14 protein-coding genes and 1 pseudogene are annotated in these 15,597 nt (G+C 65.8%); 6 read left to right on the top strand and 9 right to left on the bottom strand.

Annotated elements, in window-relative coordinates; translation table 11 throughout:
• Positions 1-469 precede the first annotated feature (469 nt).
• A complete protein-coding gene (locus tag J1M64_RS11455; protein ID WP_206474225.1) occupies positions 470-1,240 on the bottom strand; it encodes a M23 family metallopeptidase in 771 nt (256 codons plus the stop codon).
• A gap of 479 nt (positions 1,241-1,719) precedes the next feature.
• On the opposite strand from J1M64_RS11455, the gene J1M64_RS11450 reads away from it, so the two are divergent.
• Entirely contained in the window at positions 1,720-2,415 is a 696-nt protein-coding gene (locus tag J1M64_RS11450) for a M23 family metallopeptidase (RefSeq protein WP_206474224.1), read from the top strand.
• A 60-nt stretch (positions 2,416-2,475) separates the two neighbouring features.
• Here J1M64_RS11450 and J1M64_RS11445 read toward each other — a convergent pair whose 3' ends face one another.
• The 6 genes from J1M64_RS11445 to J1M64_RS11420 form a co-directional block, all read right to left on the bottom strand.
• Complete coding sequence (locus J1M64_RS11445) at positions 2,476-2,979, bottom strand: hypothetical protein (RefSeq protein ID WP_206474223.1); 504 nt, start codon at positions 2,977-2,979, stop codon at positions 2,476-2,478.
• 225 nt (positions 2,980-3,204) lie between these two features.
• The gene (locus tag J1M64_RS11440) at positions 3,205-5,247 is read right to left on the bottom strand and encodes a cytochrome c oxidase assembly protein (protein ID WP_206474222.1); all 2,043 of its coding nucleotides are present in this window, start codon (positions 5,245-5,247) and stop codon (positions 3,205-3,207) included.
• A 370-nt stretch (positions 5,248-5,617) separates the two neighbouring features.
• Positions 5,618-6,559 (bottom strand): cation diffusion facilitator family transporter, encoded by a 942-nt coding sequence (locus J1M64_RS11435; protein ID WP_017838579.1) that lies wholly within the window; start codon positions 6,557-6,559, stop codon positions 5,618-5,620.
• 6 nt (positions 6,560-6,565) lie between these two features.
• Entirely contained in the window at positions 6,566-6,943 is a 378-nt protein-coding gene (locus tag J1M64_RS11430) for a helix-turn-helix transcriptional regulator (RefSeq protein WP_206474221.1), read from the bottom strand.
• Between the two features lie 208 nt (positions 6,944-7,151).
• Positions 7,152-9,146, bottom strand: a complete 1,995-nt coding sequence (locus J1M64_RS11425; RefSeq protein WP_372504395.1) for a heavy metal translocating P-type ATPase — start codon at positions 9,144-9,146, stop codon at positions 7,152-7,154.
• On the bottom strand, positions 9,143-9,505 hold the full coding sequence (locus J1M64_RS11420; protein ID WP_063973160.1) for a helix-turn-helix transcriptional regulator: 363 nt from the start codon (positions 9,503-9,505) through the stop codon (positions 9,143-9,145). Before J1M64_RS11420 ends, J1M64_RS11425 begins: the two co-directional genes overlap by 4 nt.
• A 306-nt stretch (positions 9,506-9,811) precedes the next feature.
• Between J1M64_RS11420 and J1M64_RS11415 the strand changes: the two genes are divergently transcribed.
• The 5 genes from J1M64_RS11415 (at position 9,812) to J1M64_RS11395 (ending at position 13,496) form a co-directional block, all read left to right on the top strand.
• On the top strand, positions 9,812-10,432 hold the full coding sequence (locus tag J1M64_RS11415) for a TlpA disulfide reductase family protein (RefSeq protein ID WP_017838574.1): 621 nt from the start codon (positions 9,812-9,814) through the stop codon (positions 10,430-10,432).
• A 41-nt stretch (positions 10,433-10,473) separates the two neighbouring features.
• Entirely contained in the window at positions 10,474-11,328 is an 855-nt protein-coding gene (locus tag J1M64_RS11410; RefSeq protein WP_371517683.1) for a cytochrome c biogenesis CcdA family protein, read from the top strand.
• Between the two features lie 108 nt (positions 11,329-11,436).
• On the top strand, positions 11,437-11,796 hold the full coding sequence (locus tag J1M64_RS11405) for a helix-turn-helix transcriptional regulator (RefSeq protein WP_031265411.1): 360 nt from the start codon (positions 11,437-11,439) through the stop codon (positions 11,794-11,796).
• The gene (locus J1M64_RS11400) at positions 11,793-12,389 is read left to right on the top strand and encodes a cadmium resistance transporter (RefSeq protein ID WP_017838570.1); all 597 of its coding nucleotides are present in this window, start codon (positions 11,793-11,795) and stop codon (positions 12,387-12,389) included. Before J1M64_RS11405 ends, J1M64_RS11400 begins: the two co-directional genes overlap by 4 nt.
• Positions 12,390-12,491: 102 nt before the next feature.
• On the top strand, positions 12,492-13,496 hold the full coding sequence (locus J1M64_RS11395; RefSeq protein ID WP_017838569.1) for an arsenic resistance protein: 1,005 nt from the start codon (positions 12,492-12,494) through the stop codon (positions 13,494-13,496).
• 140 nt (positions 13,497-13,636) lie between these two features.
• Here the strand turns inward: J1M64_RS11395 and J1M64_RS11390 are convergent.
• A pseudogene (locus J1M64_RS11390) lies at positions 13,637-14,418 on the bottom strand (FAD-dependent oxidoreductase).
• A complete protein-coding gene (locus tag J1M64_RS11385; RefSeq protein ID WP_042330372.1) occupies positions 14,405-15,595 on the bottom strand; it encodes an MFS transporter in 1,191 nt (396 codons plus the stop codon). The pseudogene J1M64_RS11390 and the gene J1M64_RS11385 overlap by 14 nt, the downstream one beginning before the upstream one ends.
• Between the last annotated feature and the right edge of the window lie 2 nt (positions 15,596-15,597).

Here is a 15,597-nt window from a genome sequence, read left to right as displayed (position 1 = left end):
CGTACGGAGTCCCGTCGGCCCACAACTCCTGCAGCACGAGCGAGCCCGGCAGCATCTGCGTGAGGAGCACCGCAACCAACTCGACGCCGCCGGTGGAGGCGGTAAGCATCTGGTCCGGTCACCGGCCTGCTGATCGAATCCCGTACGACTCAGCTCAATGACCGCGATATCAAGACGGTCCGCGGAACCCCGGTTTTCGCTCCCAGCCGGGACACGCTTCCACGTCGCGCACGCGGCCGGAAACCAGGAACCACTCCTGCCAGCGTTCCGGAGAATTCTCCGGTTCTGGAGTCATTTCGGAGTGGGCGCAACGCCGTGACCTGCAGGGGCTTGTTTGAGATCTAGTAAGTCGGGGATTCCCCGAAGAAATGCACTACCGCGCGGGGTTGCAACGCCGGCCCGGAAATTGGCGAACACCAGCACGCGCTCCCCCGCGGGGAGGCGGTCGGCACGCCCGAAGTGGACGGTGCTAGACGAGGACTCCTTGGGCCGCGAGCCACGGCACCGGGTCGACCCACTGACCGGCGGCGGTCTGTACGCGAAAGTGCAGGTGGGGGCCGGTGGAGTCTCCGCGGTTGCCGACGGTTCCGATCACTTCACCGGCGTTGACCCGCTGGCCGACGCTGACGTAGTTCTGGTCGTTGTGGCCATATTCCAGCAGTTCGCCGTCATCTGTGCGGATGCGGATCCAGATGCCGTACCCGGCGGCGGGGCCAGCGGCTTCGACAACGCCGCTCTTGGCGGCGTAGAGCGGCGTACCAATCGGCGCACCGAAATCAGTGCCGTTATGGAAGCTGCCCCAACGCGAGCCGAACCCCGAGGTGATCACGGCCTCCGTAGGGGCATGTGCGCCGCCGATCTGCGGACTCCCGGCGCTTTCTCCGAGGGAGCCGAGTCCGAGTCCGGCGGCGTACTGCCGGACCTCACTTGGGGCGAGGCCGAACTGCTCCCCGATCCTCTGGATCTCGGCGGGGCCGATGCCGAACTGCTCGGCCGCGGACTGGATCGCCTCGACGACCTGGGCCTGATCGATCGCGACGGGTTGAGCGGCGGCGGCTGGCGCGAAAGCCAGACCAAGGCCGCCCGAGAGGGCTACGCCGACGACGGCGCTACCAACAAACCGCGACACCGTCGCGGTTTCGCTGGCCACACAATGGCGGCCGCCGGCCAAAGTCGCGCTGCGCACGCCCAAACGCTCGGTGAGCTCTGCGACGGTCACGGGCCGGGTGGAGTCGATCATGGGGCTGTCTCCATCGTTCGGGGTGATGTGTTCCCGCGACGTCTAGGCGATGCGGGTGACCGATTTCGTCGGCAACACGACCCAATATAACAACTCGGTATCGATCGTGTCACCCCTCAGCGCGTAATTCGTGATCATCGCCAGCCCCAGTGCGCCCAGATCGACTCCCGGTCGGGGAGAAGTCGTCTCCACCTCGGAAGCTCAGCCAGCGCCTAACCCTGGCGGAGCTGTCACCTCACTGGTCCTCTCTGTGACGGTCGTCTCGGCCGTGCATCTGCCTTGCGACCCGGTTGGTCAGCCACTACCTTTAACCGGGGTCAGGTCACGAAACGATTACGGTTAGACGACGACGGGATTCGGTAGCAGTGGAGAAGCGAGCAGGACCGAAGCACGCCTCTCAGTCGACCAGCCCCCCGCGGCGCCGCCGCGGAGCCCATCGCCGGCCTTCACCGAACAACCACCGCAGTATCGCCGCGGTCGTGGCCCTGGCCGCGGGTGCCTCTATTGCCGCGGCGGCGCCCACCAGTGATCAGCAGATCGTCCTCCTCGCGACCGACGAGCACCCGACCGGTGGCGCCGCTGACGCGCACACCCAAGATGCCCTGGCCGCGACCCCCTCGGCTCCGCTCCCCCTCACCTCCGATGACGCGAACGTGTCAGGCGAGCCGGGACCCACCGCCGCGGGTTTCGTCGCCAGTCTGCAGAGGGGCACCGAACTCAACTACGAGCGTGAGATTGCCGAGGAGCAGGCGCGGCGTCCCGTTGTCGCCCTCCCGGCGGTAGGCGTCTCAACGTCCTCCTTCGGCCCCCGATGGGGCACGTCCCATTCGGGTCTCGATGTCGCCAACGCCATCGGCACACCGCTGTTCGCCGCGACCGACGGAATCGTCATCGATTCAGGCCCGGCCTCCGGTTTCGGCATCTGGATTCGGATCATGTCGCCGGACGGCTTCATGACCGTCTACGGCCACAATGAGAGCAATACCGTTCAGGTCGGTGACACTGTCGTCGCTGGTCAGCAAATCGGCGTGATGGGCAACCGCGGCTTCTCCACCGGCCCACACGTGCACTTCGAGGTATGGGCCGACGGCGGCTCGCGGGCTGTCGATCCGTCGGCATGGCTGGCAGAACGGGGCATCATGGTCAACTCGGGGTCGGGCAGCAGCGCCCTATGACGCCTGAACTCTGACGGCGCAGGCTGGCCGACAAGGCCCTGGCTCCCCCACACTGGGCTTCTAACTGTGACGAATAACGGACACGACGACGCCCACCGGCACACTCACTGCGAGGCTGGCAATGACAATCCGGTAGAGCACGAGGTACCACGTACGCGGGCGCGCGTGACGCGCGGTGGCCAGGAACAATGTGAGCGATATCAGCAACAGCACACCGCCCGCGGCCACCGCGGTCACGGAGCCGGTCAGGGTGCCACCGAGTACCGCACTGTTGGCCAGGTTGTAGGCGAGGAGCTGGACCACGCGCAGGCGGCCGGGCACTGTGCCGTCAGTAAGCAGTGCCTGTCCGACGCCCAGCCCTACCTGGGCCACCCCCGCAACTAGCACCAGGTAGGCCGCCACCCAGGAACCCTCGTCGAAACCGGTGGGACCGGTGACCGCGGCGACAAGGCCGCCCGCGATGATGGCGGTGAGGCCGACGAGCACGAATTCTCGCATCGCCCGCCAGTGTGAGCGTGTGAACTCGGCCTGATTACGTGCGCTGTGACTCAGTTCGTCGCCCATTCTCTGTTTCCCCTCGTCGTGATCGGTGTCGTGGTCCTGGTAGCGGGGTTGCTCGCCACTGAGGTGGAGACCACCGGGTTGTCGCACCCGCCGGTTGGTGGGGTTGGGGATGTTGCGGCGGGCTGCCCATCTCGTTCATGGGCTCGCTCCTATCGCCGACGTGCCTGCGGGACGAACAAGGGGGTGTGATCGAACCATCCTCGACGACGAGGGACCGCTTGCCCCCTACCTCCGGTCGGTCTGGGACATCTCGCGGAGCATGTCGTTATAGGCCTTGAGCTCGGCGTCGTCGTCCCGCTCGGCCTGCCGCTCCCCCCTCCGCGCCTCACGCATGTCCGTCTGGAACCACTGCCAGGCCAGGGCGAGCATGACGATGAACAGCGGGATCTCCCCCGCCGCCCACGCCACCCCGCCGCCGACCTGCTGGCTCTGCAGCAGATCCGGGACCCAGGGCAGCCCGATCCCCGAGTACCAGCTCTCGGCCAGCACGGTCTTGTAGTTCATGAGCACGATGCCGAAGAAGGCGTGGAACGGTAGCGAACCGAGCAGCACCATGAGCTTGTAGAAGGGCGAGAAGTGCCGCGGCGCCGCGTCCACGCCGATGATCACCCAGTAAAACAGGTAGCCGCTGATGAGGAAGTGCACGTTCATGAACATGTGGCCCAGGTGCTCGGAGGCCAGCGTCTCGTAGAACCCTCCGAAGTAGATCAGGTAGAACCCGGCCACGAACTGCACCGAGGCGACGATCGGGTGGGTGAGGAATCGGGAGAGCGGGTTGTTGATGAACTCCACGATCCACTCGCGTGGTCCCGGCGGGTTGCCGCGGCCCGCCGCCGGGAGCGCCCGCAGTGCCAGTGTCAGCGGCCCGCCTAGGGCGAGCAGGACCGGAACGAGCATCGAGATGAGCATGTGCCCGACCATGTGGCTGGAGAAGTCGGCCATCATGTACATCCCCATACCGGAGCTGGTGGTCAGGAACAGCAGCACGCACCCGAGCACCCACGCCACGGTTCGTCCCACCGGCCAGGAGTCGCCGCGTCGGCGCAGGGTGATCAGCCCCCACACGTAGAGCCCGAGCAGGATCACCGAGGCCAGACCCAGCACCAGGTCGAAGCGCCACAGACCGAACACCGTCTCGAAGGAGAACGGCCCCGGCAACTCAAAACCCAGCAGCGACTCCTGCCGGGTGGGCACATAGAGCGGTGCCGGGGGCGGGGTGCGGCCGAGCGAGACCGACAGACCCAGGGTGCCCGCCATGATCACCGTTTCGACCAGTCCGATGCGCAGCAGCGTGCCGCGGTCCACCGGGGCGTTGGCCGACGTTCCCTCGATGCGGTTGATGATGCGCCGGCGCACCGCCAGCCCGAACACCGCCAACAGTGCCAGGCACAACGCTTTGGCCACAATCAGCAGCCCGTAGGTCGAAGACAACAGGTCGGCGGGGTGCAGACGGACCAGCCCGTTGATGATCCCGGTCAGCCCGAGCGCGACGATCGCCACCGTGGCCACCACCGAATAGCGGCGCAATGAAAGCGCTACCCGGCCCCCGCCACGCATCGCGTGGGCGATCACCGCGACGAGCCCACCGACGTAGAACGCGGCAGCGAACAGGTGGATAATCAGCGAGTTGGCGGCGATGTCGTGGGCGGTGCCGCCCGAGGCGTGGCCCGTCGCGGCAACGGGCAGGAGCGAGAGCACCGTGACCCCCAGCCAGATGACCGACCAGCGCCAGCTCACGGTGAGCCGCTGCCCGATCCCGGCGACCAGTGCAATGATCGCGGCCCAGCGCCACGAGGACGCCACCTCGATCTGAGTGATCGCCACGATCCACTGGTCCGGCGGCAGGGACTGCCAGAGCGTGCGCCCGGACACATCCGACAGGGTCAGCGGGATGAGCAGGGCCGCCGCGATCGCCCACGCGATGTTGATCCACGAGGAGATCTGCTGTGCGCGGTAGCCGTCCACGTCGAGGGTCTTGTCTTTCTGCGGCGGGGTGAAGAACGCGGCGAACAGCGCCATTCCCACCGCCACCGATGCCAGCAGCTCGGCGATCGCGCGGACCGCCGGGAGCCCGGCGGTGGTGAGCAGGCCCGGGTTCGGGACGCCGAGGAGCTCGAGTGCCAGGTCCGTGGACATTCGCGAGAGCGGGACCACCACACCTGCCGCCACGACCGCGAGCAGCACCACGACCGGCACCACACCGCGGGTACGCAGCGGTCTGGCGGTGGCGGAAGCTTTGGACGAGGGTGCCTTCGACGACGGCGACATGATCCCTATCGTAGGAAGCGGGTATCCCGGGGTCCGATTCGCGCCTGCTCTGCGCACCCCCGTGACCGGCGACGTTTCATGCGGGCCGTCCACCTGCCGGCGGACTACCGGGCCTGCTCGCATGCGCCCACTCGGCCGCCGCTCTCTCGGACTCCGGGCCTCAGCTGATCAGACAGTCTCGGGTTCGGGCGGTGATCGCGTGGGTCGGCCAGCCTGCCGAGGCCTTCAGGGTCGTACCTTCACCCGCATTGGTGGCCGTCTCCGCGCCCGCCGATCCCTTTCCTGCCGCCGCGCCGAGCAAGTCCGCTGGCCGGACCCGCACTACCCATCGTGCAGAAATGTGAACCGTTCATCTCCGGCTCGTAGCGGGTCAAGCGTGTCGGACTGCGGGAGATTCACGGTCACGCACGGCGGCAGTCTCCAGTTGAATGGTGGCATGGTCAATGGAGACGGGGAAATGCTCCTTGACGCAGGTGAGGATCTCCTCCAGGATCTGCGGGGCGTGACCGGATTCGAAGCACTGATCATCGATCACGACATGCGCGGAGATGACCGGCAGGCCGGTCCCAATCATGGATGCGTGCAAGTCGTGCACGTCCCGAACATGGTCCAGCTCCAGTATGTGATCCCGAACCTCATCCAGATCGAGCCCCGTAGGCGCGTACTCCATCAGCACCCGAACCGTCTGCCGCAGAAGCGTGAACGCGCGCGGGATGATCAAGGCGGCGATGAACAGCGCGGCAATGGTGTCGGCTCGCTGGAAACCGGTGGTGTTGATGACGATCGCCGCAACGATCACCCCCACCGACCCCAAAGCGTCGTTGAGCACCTCCAGAAATGCCGCCCGCATGTTGAAGTTGTCGCCTCGCCTGGAGGCCAGCACCACAATGGCGGCGATATTGGCGATCAGGCCGATCACGCCGAACACCAGCAGTTCGGTACCGGGCACGTCCGCCGGCTCGAAGAGTCTGCGGACGCCTTCGATCGCGGCATAGCTACCGACGACGATCAGCAGGACAGCTTGCCCTAGTGCGGCGATGACTTCGATCCGGGCGAATCCCCAGGTCCGTTTACTGCTCGGTGGACGCAGCATCATCGTCGCGGCTATGACCGCAACCAACAATCCCGACGCATCAGCCAATGCATGAGCGGTGTCGGTCAACAACGCGAGACTGCCAGTGACCACGCTGCCCACCGCTTGGGCCACCACGATGATCGCGGTGATGCAGAACGCGATCAGCAGCCGACGACGCGTCCCGCGATCGGCCTGGGGAGAAGTACTTCCATGGTCGTGACCGTGGCTATGCCCCATCTCGACTCACTCCTGCCCGAGGTCAAGGTCGGGGTGGTCCTGGTGATCGCGCAGCGACGGCGACACCCCGGACGCACTCAACAGCGCATCGGCGGCTTCCACCAGGTCCGCCAGCCGGGCCGGCTCAGCCAGCGAGAACCACGAGGAGCGCCCCTCGATCCGCATTCTGACTAACCCGCAATCCCGCAGGCAAGCCAGGTGCTTGCTCACCGTGGACTGTGCCAGATGCATGTGATCGACCAGATCCCGAACCCGATGCTCACCACTGACCAGATGCTCCAACAACGCCAGTCGAGTTGGTTCTGCCAGAGCATGGAACACCGCTGCATAGGTGTTTCGATCCTCGAACGTCACTGAATCGGGCACCCCATAATTGATCGCCATAGAGCGATGTTAGCACGAACCGTCGATAAGTTCGGGTGGGTCTCGGCCATCGGTGTACGCATTGTTCTTGCTCAGTCGTGCCTGGCAGCTGATGCCCTCCCGTCGATGCCGGGGCGCAGCGCAAGGCCGTCCGGTCGATACCGAGTGTTGTGATGGTTGCCGTCGTTTTTTTCCGGCGGTGTGCGGTGCGGGGCACGCGGGCACAGTGTCAATGAGGGAGCGGTGCCAGCTGGTGCATGTGCCGGCTGTCGTCGCGGTCGGCAGTTCTTGGGCTCGAGGGTCGCTCGAGCTGCCTGGTGCGTGCGGCACGCAGGCCATTGAGTATCACGAAGACTTCGGCGACCTCGTGGACCAGGACGACCGCTGCGAGTCCCAGAATTCCGGTGATCGCCAGTGGAAGCAGAACGATGATGATCGCCAAGGACAGGATGATGTTCTGATTGATGACGCGACGACCGCGGCGGGCGTGGTCTATGGCGCGCGGGATCAGTCGCAAGTCATCGCCGGTGAATGCGACATCCGCCGACTCGACCGCTGCGTCGGAGCCGGTGGCCCCCATGGCGATTCCGATGTCCGCCGAGGCGAGCGCGGGGGCGTCGTTGACACCGTCGCCGATCATCGCCACTGGCCCCCGGCCGTCGGCACGCAACTCGGCGATTGCCTGCGCCTTGTCCTGCGGACGCAGCTCGGCACGCACGTCGGTGATCCCCGCCTCGGCGGCCAGTGCATCAGCGGTGCGGGCGTTGTCGCCGGTAAGCATCGTCACGCCCATACCCCTCGACGCCAGCGACGTCATGGCCTCGCCGGCCTCTGGACGCAGCTCGTCGCGCACCCCGATGGCCCCGACCGGGTGGTCGTCGCGGTGGACGACCACCACGGTGATGCCGCGGGCCTCCATCGCGTGAACGTGATCTGCCAGAGGACCTGGGTCGAGCCAGCGCGGGCTGCCGACGGCGATGTGCGCGCCATCGATAAGGCCGGCGATTCCCGCGCCCGCGGACTCGGTGACCGCCGATGCGGCGGGGACCTCGGTAGCTGCGGCGGTGATCGCTGCGGCCAGCGGGTGGGTGCTGTGGGTTTCCAGAGCGGCCGCCCAGCTCAGGACCTCGTCCTGGGCAGCGTTGCCAGTGGTGAGGACCTGCGTGACGGTGGGCTGGTTTCGGGTCAAGGTGCCGGTCTTGTCCACTGCCACATGCCGGAGGTAGCCCATGCGCTCGAACGCGGCACCGGATTTGATGATCACCCCGAACTTGCTGGCCGCACCGATCGCGGAGACGACCGTAATCGGCACCGAGATCGCCAGTGCGCACGGCGAAGCGGCGACCAGTACCACCAGTGCTCGCTCGATCCACAGTCCGGAATCTCCGAAGATCGAGCCGATCAGGGCGACCAGAGCAGCCAGGATGAGAACACCCGGCACCAGCGGGCGGGCCAGGCGGTCGGCGATACGTGCCCGCTCCCCCTTCTCTGTCTGTGCCTGCTCAACCAGTTCGACCACTGTGGTCAAGGAATTGTCTGTCCCTGCGGCGGTGGCCTCGACCTCCAGGACGCCGGAGGTGTTGATCGAGCCGGCCAACACCGCGTCACCGGGCCCGACCTCGACGGGAATGGATTCACCCGTGATCGCCGAGACATCCAGGCTGCTCTGCCCGACACGAACGATCCCGTCGGTGGCCAAACGTTCGCCGGCGACCAGACGCAGCACATCGCCGCGTTCTAGAGACTCAACGGGCACGGTGCGGGTGCCCCCGGTGGCGCCGAGGACGGTGGCACTGGAGGGAATCAGCGCCAACAGGGCCCGCAAGCCCGAGCGGGCCTTGTCCATCGCCCGATCCTCCAGCGCCTCGACGATGGAGTACAAGAAGGCCAGAGCGGCGGCCTCCTCGATGAACCCGAGCCCGACCGCACCGGCGGCGCTGATCGTCATCAGCAGCCCGATACTCAACCGACCCCGGACGAGCAGACCCCGCACCGCGCCTGGAACAAACTGCGAGGCGCCCAGAAGGAGAGCGGTCCAGAACAGCCACGCCGCTGCAGTCTCCGCCCCGGGGCCGTTGGCGAGCCACTCGAGGATCACACCCAGCAGGAGCGTCAGGCCAGAGAACACCGGGATGAGGACGGCACCGTTGCGCCACCACGAAGCGGACTCGTCAGGGCCGGCCACTGGCCCGGCCGGCTCACAACCACACGCGGACGTTGTCACCGCCGACCCCCTTCCGAACTGCAGCAACCCTCGACCGGACACTGCATGTCCAGACAGGGCGCGTTCTCGTCAACGGCAAGAGTCGTCTCGACCAAGGCGTTCAACGCACGTGCCAGATGGGCATCGACGATCTCGTACCGATTCTGCCGACCCTCGAGTTCAACCACGACGATCCCGCAATCCCTGAGACAGGCGAGATGATTCGACACATTTGAACGCGTCAACCCCAGCTCCTGGGCAATCTCGGCGGGATACACGGGCCCATCCAGCAGCCTCATGAGAATTCGAGAACGAGTCGGGTCGGCCATCGCACGACCGAGTCGGTTCATCACACCTTGACGCGAAGCAACAGTCAGCATGCACTGAATAGTACAGGACTCAGTGAACTGTCCCTGGCGGTGTGACCACGCATCTAAAGACGACGAAACCGCAAGGCCAACACAGTCAATGGGCACAGGTGTACCTGGCCTACCCCCGGAACCCACCCGCTTGCCGCGCCGTTCTGGGGCGTTTAACAGGGCGGATAGTGGCTATGGCACGATCGGACAGCGGGAACATCTCGCCAGTGCCGGTCACGTCACTGGTGTTCGAGAGAGCCACCCCGTGCGGCACCGCCGGTTCGGAGCCGAGGGGGCAATGACCCGTCGCAGACCGGAGTGAAAAGCATGGGCAGTATCCGAGCAATCGGTTTCCGCGCGCGCCTCTGGGCGGCCCTGTGTGCGGGCGCCTTTGTCCTCTCCGGTTGTGGGAGTGGCACCGATGCGGTCGCGCAGGGCGGCACGTTTGAGTTCGTCAGTCCAGATGGACAGCTGGAGATCCACTACCCCGAGGAAGAACGGAAACCGGTTGCCGAACTCGCCGGGCCGGATCTGCTTGACCCAGACCAGACCATCGGGCTCGCTGACTACAAGGGCGAGGTGGTGATCCTCAATACGTGGGGCCAATGGTGTGGGCCTTGCCGCACCGAGGTCGACGATCTTCAGCGCCTTCAGGAGGAGTTCGAATCCCAGGGCGCCACCGTGCTCGGGATCAACGTGCGTGATCCCAATCGCGATAAGCCGGTCGACTTCGTGCGCGACAACGGCCTTACCTACCCGTCGATCTGGGACCCGTCCAACGCGGCCGTAGGTGCACTTCGCGGCTTTCCCACCTCGATCGTGCCGACAACCCTCGTGCTTGACCGGCAACACCGGGTGGCCGCCGTGTATTTGGCGGCGGTCACCGATTACCAACTTCGGGACGTCATCGCCGAATTGGTGGCCGACGAGGAGAGTGCCACGCCGTGACGAATGTTGCCGACCTCGTCTTCGCCGGTGCCATGCCGCCGATGGACGGCCTGGTGCTCGCGCAGGGTATCGGTTCGGCGTTCCAACAGACAGCGGCCAGCGGACCCCTTCTGCTCGCCCTCGGCGCCTGCCTACTAGCCGGTCTGGTCTCGTTCGCCTCGCCATGTGTGGTCCCGCTCATCCCCGGCTATCTCGCCTACCTCGCTAGCGTCGTCGGCGCCGAGCGACCACCGGTCACCGTGGCGCAGGCCGAACAGCGCCACAGCGAGTCGCGAACGATCACTCTCGAGGAAAAGAAGGCCAGACAACGCTCGCGCTACCGGGTCGTCGGGGCATCTCTGCTCTTCGTTGGCGGGTTCACCGTTGTGTTCGTCTCGCTTAGCGCAATGGTCCTCGGAACGGTTCAATACCTCGCACCACACGAGGAGTTGCTCCAGCGCATCGGCGGGGTCATCACCATCCTCATGGGTTTGGTCTTCATCGGCTTCGTACCGGTGCTGCAACGAGATACCCGATTCCAGCCGAAGGCTGTCTCTACCTGGGTCGGCGCGCCTCTCCTGGGCGGAGTGTTCGCCCTCGGCTGGACACCCTGCCTCGGACCAACGCTCGCCGCCGCACTGTCCGTCGCCGCCGGAAGCGGCTTCAGCGGCACGCGCGGTGTCATGCTCATCGTCGCCTACTGCCTCGGGCTGGGGCTGCCATTCATCCTCGTCGCCTGGAGCTCCACCTGGGCAATCCGAACCGTCGGCTGGCTACAACGCAACACTCGACGAATCCAGATCATCGGCGGCCTCCTACTCATCGCAGTGGGCATAGCACTGTTCAGTGGCGTGTGGGCACTGTTCATCAGTTGGCTACGGGACTTCGCAATCACCGGCACGACGCTGCCGATTTAACCTTCTGCGCGGCCCTTCCGGGGCGGTAGCGCCCGAGTCACAGAGCCCAGAAATGTCTAACCTGTTCAGACGCCCAGTCAGTTCAGCGCCTACTGTACAGTTCAGTGAATGCTGACTATATCGTCTTGTGTGGATGTGATGAACCGGTTGGGGCGGGCGATGGCCGACCCCACCCGGTCGCGGATACTGCTGACCCTGCTGGAGCGGACGGCCTACCCGGCGGAGCTGGCCCGCGATCTGGAACTGACGCGTTCGAACGTGTCGAACCATCTAGCGTGCCTGCGCGACTGTGGCATCGCGGTCGCCGTGCCCGAAGGCCGCCAGACCCGGTACGAGATCGCTGATCCGCACCTGGCGCGGGCGTTGGCCTCCCTGGTCGAGGTCACCCTCGCAGTCAATGAAAACGCCTCCTGCCTGGACCCGGCCTGTTCGGTGCCGGGTTGTTACGCCACGGAGGTGCAGGGGTGATCCTGTCCTCAGCCCTGCAGGCGATCGGTCTGTTCATCGCCACCAATATCGACGACATCATCGTCCTCTCACTGTTCTTCGCCCGCGGCGCAGGCCAACGCGGCACCACCGCACGCATCCTGGTCGGCCAGTACCTTGGATTCCTAGGCATCCTCGGCGCCGCTGTGCTCGTGGCCTTGGGCGCCGGGACGTTTTTGCCCTCGGAGGCCATCCCGTACTTCGGGCTGATCCCATTAGGCCTGGGACTATGGGCCGCGTGGCAGGCCTGGCGTGGGGACGATGACGACGACGACGCCAAAATCGAAGGTAAGAACGTGACCGTGTGGACCGTGGCCGCGGTGACCTTCGCCAACGGCGGGGACAACATCGGCGTCTACGTCCCAGTCTTCCTCAGCGTCGGCCCGGGAGCCGTGGTGGCCTACTGCGTCGTGTTCCTGGTTCTGGTCTCGGTCCTGGTGGGCCTGGCCAAGTTCGTGGCCACCCGTCGGCCAGTCGCCGAGGCTTTAGAACGCTGGGAACACATCTTGTTCCCCATTGTCCTGATCGGCCTGGGCATCTTTATCCTGGTCAGCGGCGGAGCCTTCGGACTCTAATCACGGCCGGCCCTCCCGCCGCCCACTCTCACTGCCACTGCCGACCAGGATCGTCAGCGACGTGAGGCCGAAGGCAAGGCCCTGTCCCGAGGAGGACGAACAATGATCACGTGGCTGGAGCGGTGGCAGATACCCCTGTACCTGGTGGCCCTGGGGGTCGGTGCCGTGTTCGGGCTGGCCACCCCTTCCGCCGCCCCGGGTCTGGAGCAGGCAATCAACCCGGTACTGATGGTGCTGCTGTACGCCACATTCCTGGGCGTGCCGCTTACCCGGCTCGGTCGCGCGCTGCGTGACGGCCGGTTCCTGGCCGGGCTGTTGGTGCTGAATTTCGCCATCGTCCCGGTCGTGGTCTACGGGCTCTCCCGGTTCGTCGCTGACGACCAGGCCCTGCTGCTGGGTGTATTGCTGGTGCTGCTTGCCCCGTGCATCGACTACGTCATCGTCTTCTCCGGGTTAGCTGGCTCCGCGCACGACCGGCTACTGGCCGCGGCCCCGCTGCTGATGCTCGTGCAGATGCTGTTGCTGCCTGCCTACCTGGGCCTATTTATGGGCCCCAGCCTGTTCGAGGTCTTGGACGTCGCCCCGTTCCTTGAGGCCTTCCTGTTATTGATCGTCACACCCTTGGTTCTGGCGGCCATCACGCAGTACCTGGCCGCACGGTCCGCCTCCGCCCGGAAGCTCATGGACGCGATGGAGTCACTGATGGTGCCGCTGATGATGGCCACCCTCGCCGTCGTGATTGCCTCGCAAGTCGACGCCGTCCGGACGGATCTGTCCTCACTGCTGCGGGTCATCCCGGTCTATGTCGGCTTCCTGGTCGTGATGATCCCCTTGGGAATCCTCACCGGCCGGGTCTTCAGCCAGGATGCCCCGTCGACACGGGCGTTGGTCTTCTCCGGGGCGACCCGCAACTCGCTGGTCATACTGCCCCTCGCCCTGGCCCTGCCCGACCCATTTGCCCTGGTCGCGGTCGTCGTGGTCACCCAAACCCTCGTCGAACTCGTCGGCATGGTCACCTACGTCCGGCTCATACCCCGCCTCATTCCACACCACCCTGGAGCCCGCTCCCTAACAACTTCGCCAGCTCCCAAGGGCAACCCGCCCTGATGTCCGCACAGGCCCTGTGGGGACCGACACCAGCCCAGGGCGCGTAATAACCAACGGGAGGGATCCGAGCCCCGCCGAACTGGCGGCATAGCTCGCACTCCCCTCACCCCCGAGGGAGATCACTCTGGTGGTGGCTGCGCCTATTTCACGGTTCTGCCAACTGATGCGGCGATTCTCCGGGCAGCCTGTTTGGCATAGGGCCCCACACCGGTGATCGTTGCCGCTCCGGGACCGGTCCAGTCGCCGTAGCCGACCACATGGAGGCCCGGATGCTTTGGTCGACCGTGGTCGAGCAACCGGCGTATCGGCCCGATCGCGGAGCGAAAACCCGTGCACCAAATCAGGTGATCGGCGTCGATCTCATCCAGTGAGGTGAACATCGGCGTGGCCTGCAGCCGTCCGGTGTCCCGAGCGCGGCGCACCTCTGGCAGGACGACGATGTCTCCTAAGGCTGAGTCTGTCCCGGGGTCGGGCTCGCCGCGCTGCAGGGCAAGGGCACGTAGTCGGTTGCGGCGGAACAGCACCCGTCCGTCGACCTCGTCGGGCATCCAGCGTGGTGGCTGACGGGTGTACCAGGTCACCTCGGCGACGCTCGTGAGTTCTGCGGCGATCTGGGCGCCGGAGTTCGCGCCGCCCACGACCGCGACTGTGGTACTTCGAAAGGGAGTTGTACCGGGGTAGTTGGCGGAATGCCACTGCGTGCCGGCGAAGGTTCCTGGGTGGGAGGGAACGGCCAGACGTGTAACCAGCCCCCACCCGGGTTGGGTTGATTATCCAGAACGAGGGTGTCCACGCCTGACCGCAGCAGGTAGTAGGCGGTGGCCAGACCTGCTTGCCCACCGCCGATGATGATTGCCTCGTGGTGCTCCGGGGTCCAGTCTGTGTCCGAAATGGTGGTCAGCTCCTGTTCACGTTCGGGCACTTAGTGCTGCGGCCACGGTGAGCAGGACGGCCATGATGACTGCCATTGCAGGGTATCCACCGATGAGGCTGGCCAATAGGGGTCCGGACACGGGGGCGAGTGCGGTGACGGCGGTCATTGGTGCGTTGAATAGGGCGTTGATGGCGCCGAAGTTTTGGGTGCCCCACCGGTCGGAGACGGCGGTGGCCTGGAGAAGGGTGTGACAGCCGCGGGCCGCGCCTGTACCTACGGCCAGAGCGATGAGCAGCCAGGTCGGGCCGGGAGTTGTTGCCAGTCCCCACAGGCCGAGTGCACCGGCGCCGAGGATCACCAGTGTGCGGTGTTGGGGTGTGGTTCTTCGGGTCAGTGGTGGGTAGCCGAGTCGGCCGATGACTTGTCCTGCGCCCACCAGTCCGAAGGCCAGTGCTGCGGTCGAGTAGTCGATTCCTCGTTCCAGCAACAGTGGGATGAGGTTGATCGTGACGGCGAATAGCGTGAACGTGGCTGCCGTCATCACTACTTGCAGGGTGAGGAATTGGCGGGTTCTGGTGACCTGGCGGATCTCGGTTCGGGACTGCTGCACGGTCGGCTCGCTGGCGGTGTCTGACCAGGTGGAGTTGAGAAAGAAGGCGTGCAGGGGCACAGATACGGCGGCGAGGATGCCGGCCATGATGAGGTAGCTGGTGCGCCAACCGAACTGCTCGATCAGGGAGGCAGTGAGCGGGGCGAAGATGGTGGAGGAAAGCCCGGCGACGAGTGTCAGCGTCATCAGGGGGCCGACTCGTCGCGGGCCGTACCAGCGGGTGATGACAGCGAACGCGGGTGGATAGAGGACAGCCGATTGGGCGAACCCCGCCACGAGCCAGGCCAGATAGAACATGGGCAGGTTGGGAGACCACGCCACCAGCGCCAGGGCAGCCACACCGATGACCGCCCCGAGGGTCATCACCGTGCGTGGCCCTCGGGAATCCAGAACGGAACCGACTTTGAGGCCGGCGACTGCCGAGATTGTGAGACCAGCTGACAGTGCGCCGGTGATGGCGGTGCCACTCCAGCCGGTGTCCTGGGAGATCGGCGCGACAGCCGCGGGCAGTGAGTAGAAAAGTAGGCCCCAGCTGGTAGTTTGCGCGATACACAGAGCCGCGAGTCCGCCCCGGGGGCGGTCGATCCCAGGCGGTGTCGCGTCTCGTTCCGTCATTG

Source organism: Dietzia sp. KRD202, from assembly GCF_017168155.1.
In the GTDB taxonomy this organism is placed as follows: Bacteria; Actinomycetota; Actinomycetes; order Mycobacteriales; family Mycobacteriaceae; genus Dietzia; species Dietzia kunjamensis.
Note: the sequence above shows the minus strand (reverse complement) of the source record. Positions and strands in the feature narration are given on the sequence as shown.

Bases quoted from the DNA above. Each gene is read 5' to 3' on its own strand.
- J1M64_RS11455 (WP_206474225.1), bottom strand. From the start codon at position 1,240: ATGATCGACTCCACCCGGCCCGTGACCGTCGCAGAGCTCACCGAGCGT.
- J1M64_RS11445 (WP_206474223.1), bottom strand. From the start codon at position 2,979: ATGGGCGACGAACTGAGTCACAGCGCACGTAATCAGGCCGAGTTCACA.
- J1M64_RS11440 (WP_206474222.1), bottom strand. From the start codon at position 5,247: ATGTCGCCGTCGTCGAAGGCACCCTCGTCCAAAGCTTCCGCCACCGCC.
- J1M64_RS11435 (WP_017838579.1), bottom strand. From the start codon at position 6,559: ATGGGGCATAGCCACGGTCACGACCATGGAAGTACTTCTCCCCAGGCC.
- J1M64_RS11430 (WP_206474221.1), bottom strand. From the start codon at position 6,943: ATGGCGATCAATTATGGGGTGCCCGATTCAGTGACGTTCGAGGATCGA.
- J1M64_RS11420 (WP_063973160.1), bottom strand. From the start codon at position 9,505: ATGCTGACTGTTGCTTCGCGTCAAGGTGTGATGAACCGACTCGGTCGT.
- J1M64_RS11415 (WP_017838574.1), top strand. From the start codon at position 9,812: ATGGGCAGTATCCGAGCAATCGGTTTCCGCGCGCGCCTCTGGGCGGCC.
- J1M64_RS11410 (WP_371517683.1), top strand. From the start codon at position 10,474: ATGGACGGCCTGGTGCTCGCGCAGGGTATCGGTTCGGCGTTCCAACAG.
- J1M64_RS11405 (WP_031265411.1), top strand. From the start codon at position 11,437: ATGCTGACTATATCGTCTTGTGTGGATGTGATGAACCGGTTGGGGCGG.
- J1M64_RS11395 (WP_017838569.1), top strand. From the start codon at position 12,492: ATGATCACGTGGCTGGAGCGGTGGCAGATACCCCTGTACCTGGTGGCC.
- J1M64_RS11385 (WP_042330372.1), bottom strand. From the start codon at position 15,595: ATGACGGAACGAGACGCGACACCGCCTGGGATCGACCGCCCCCGGGGC.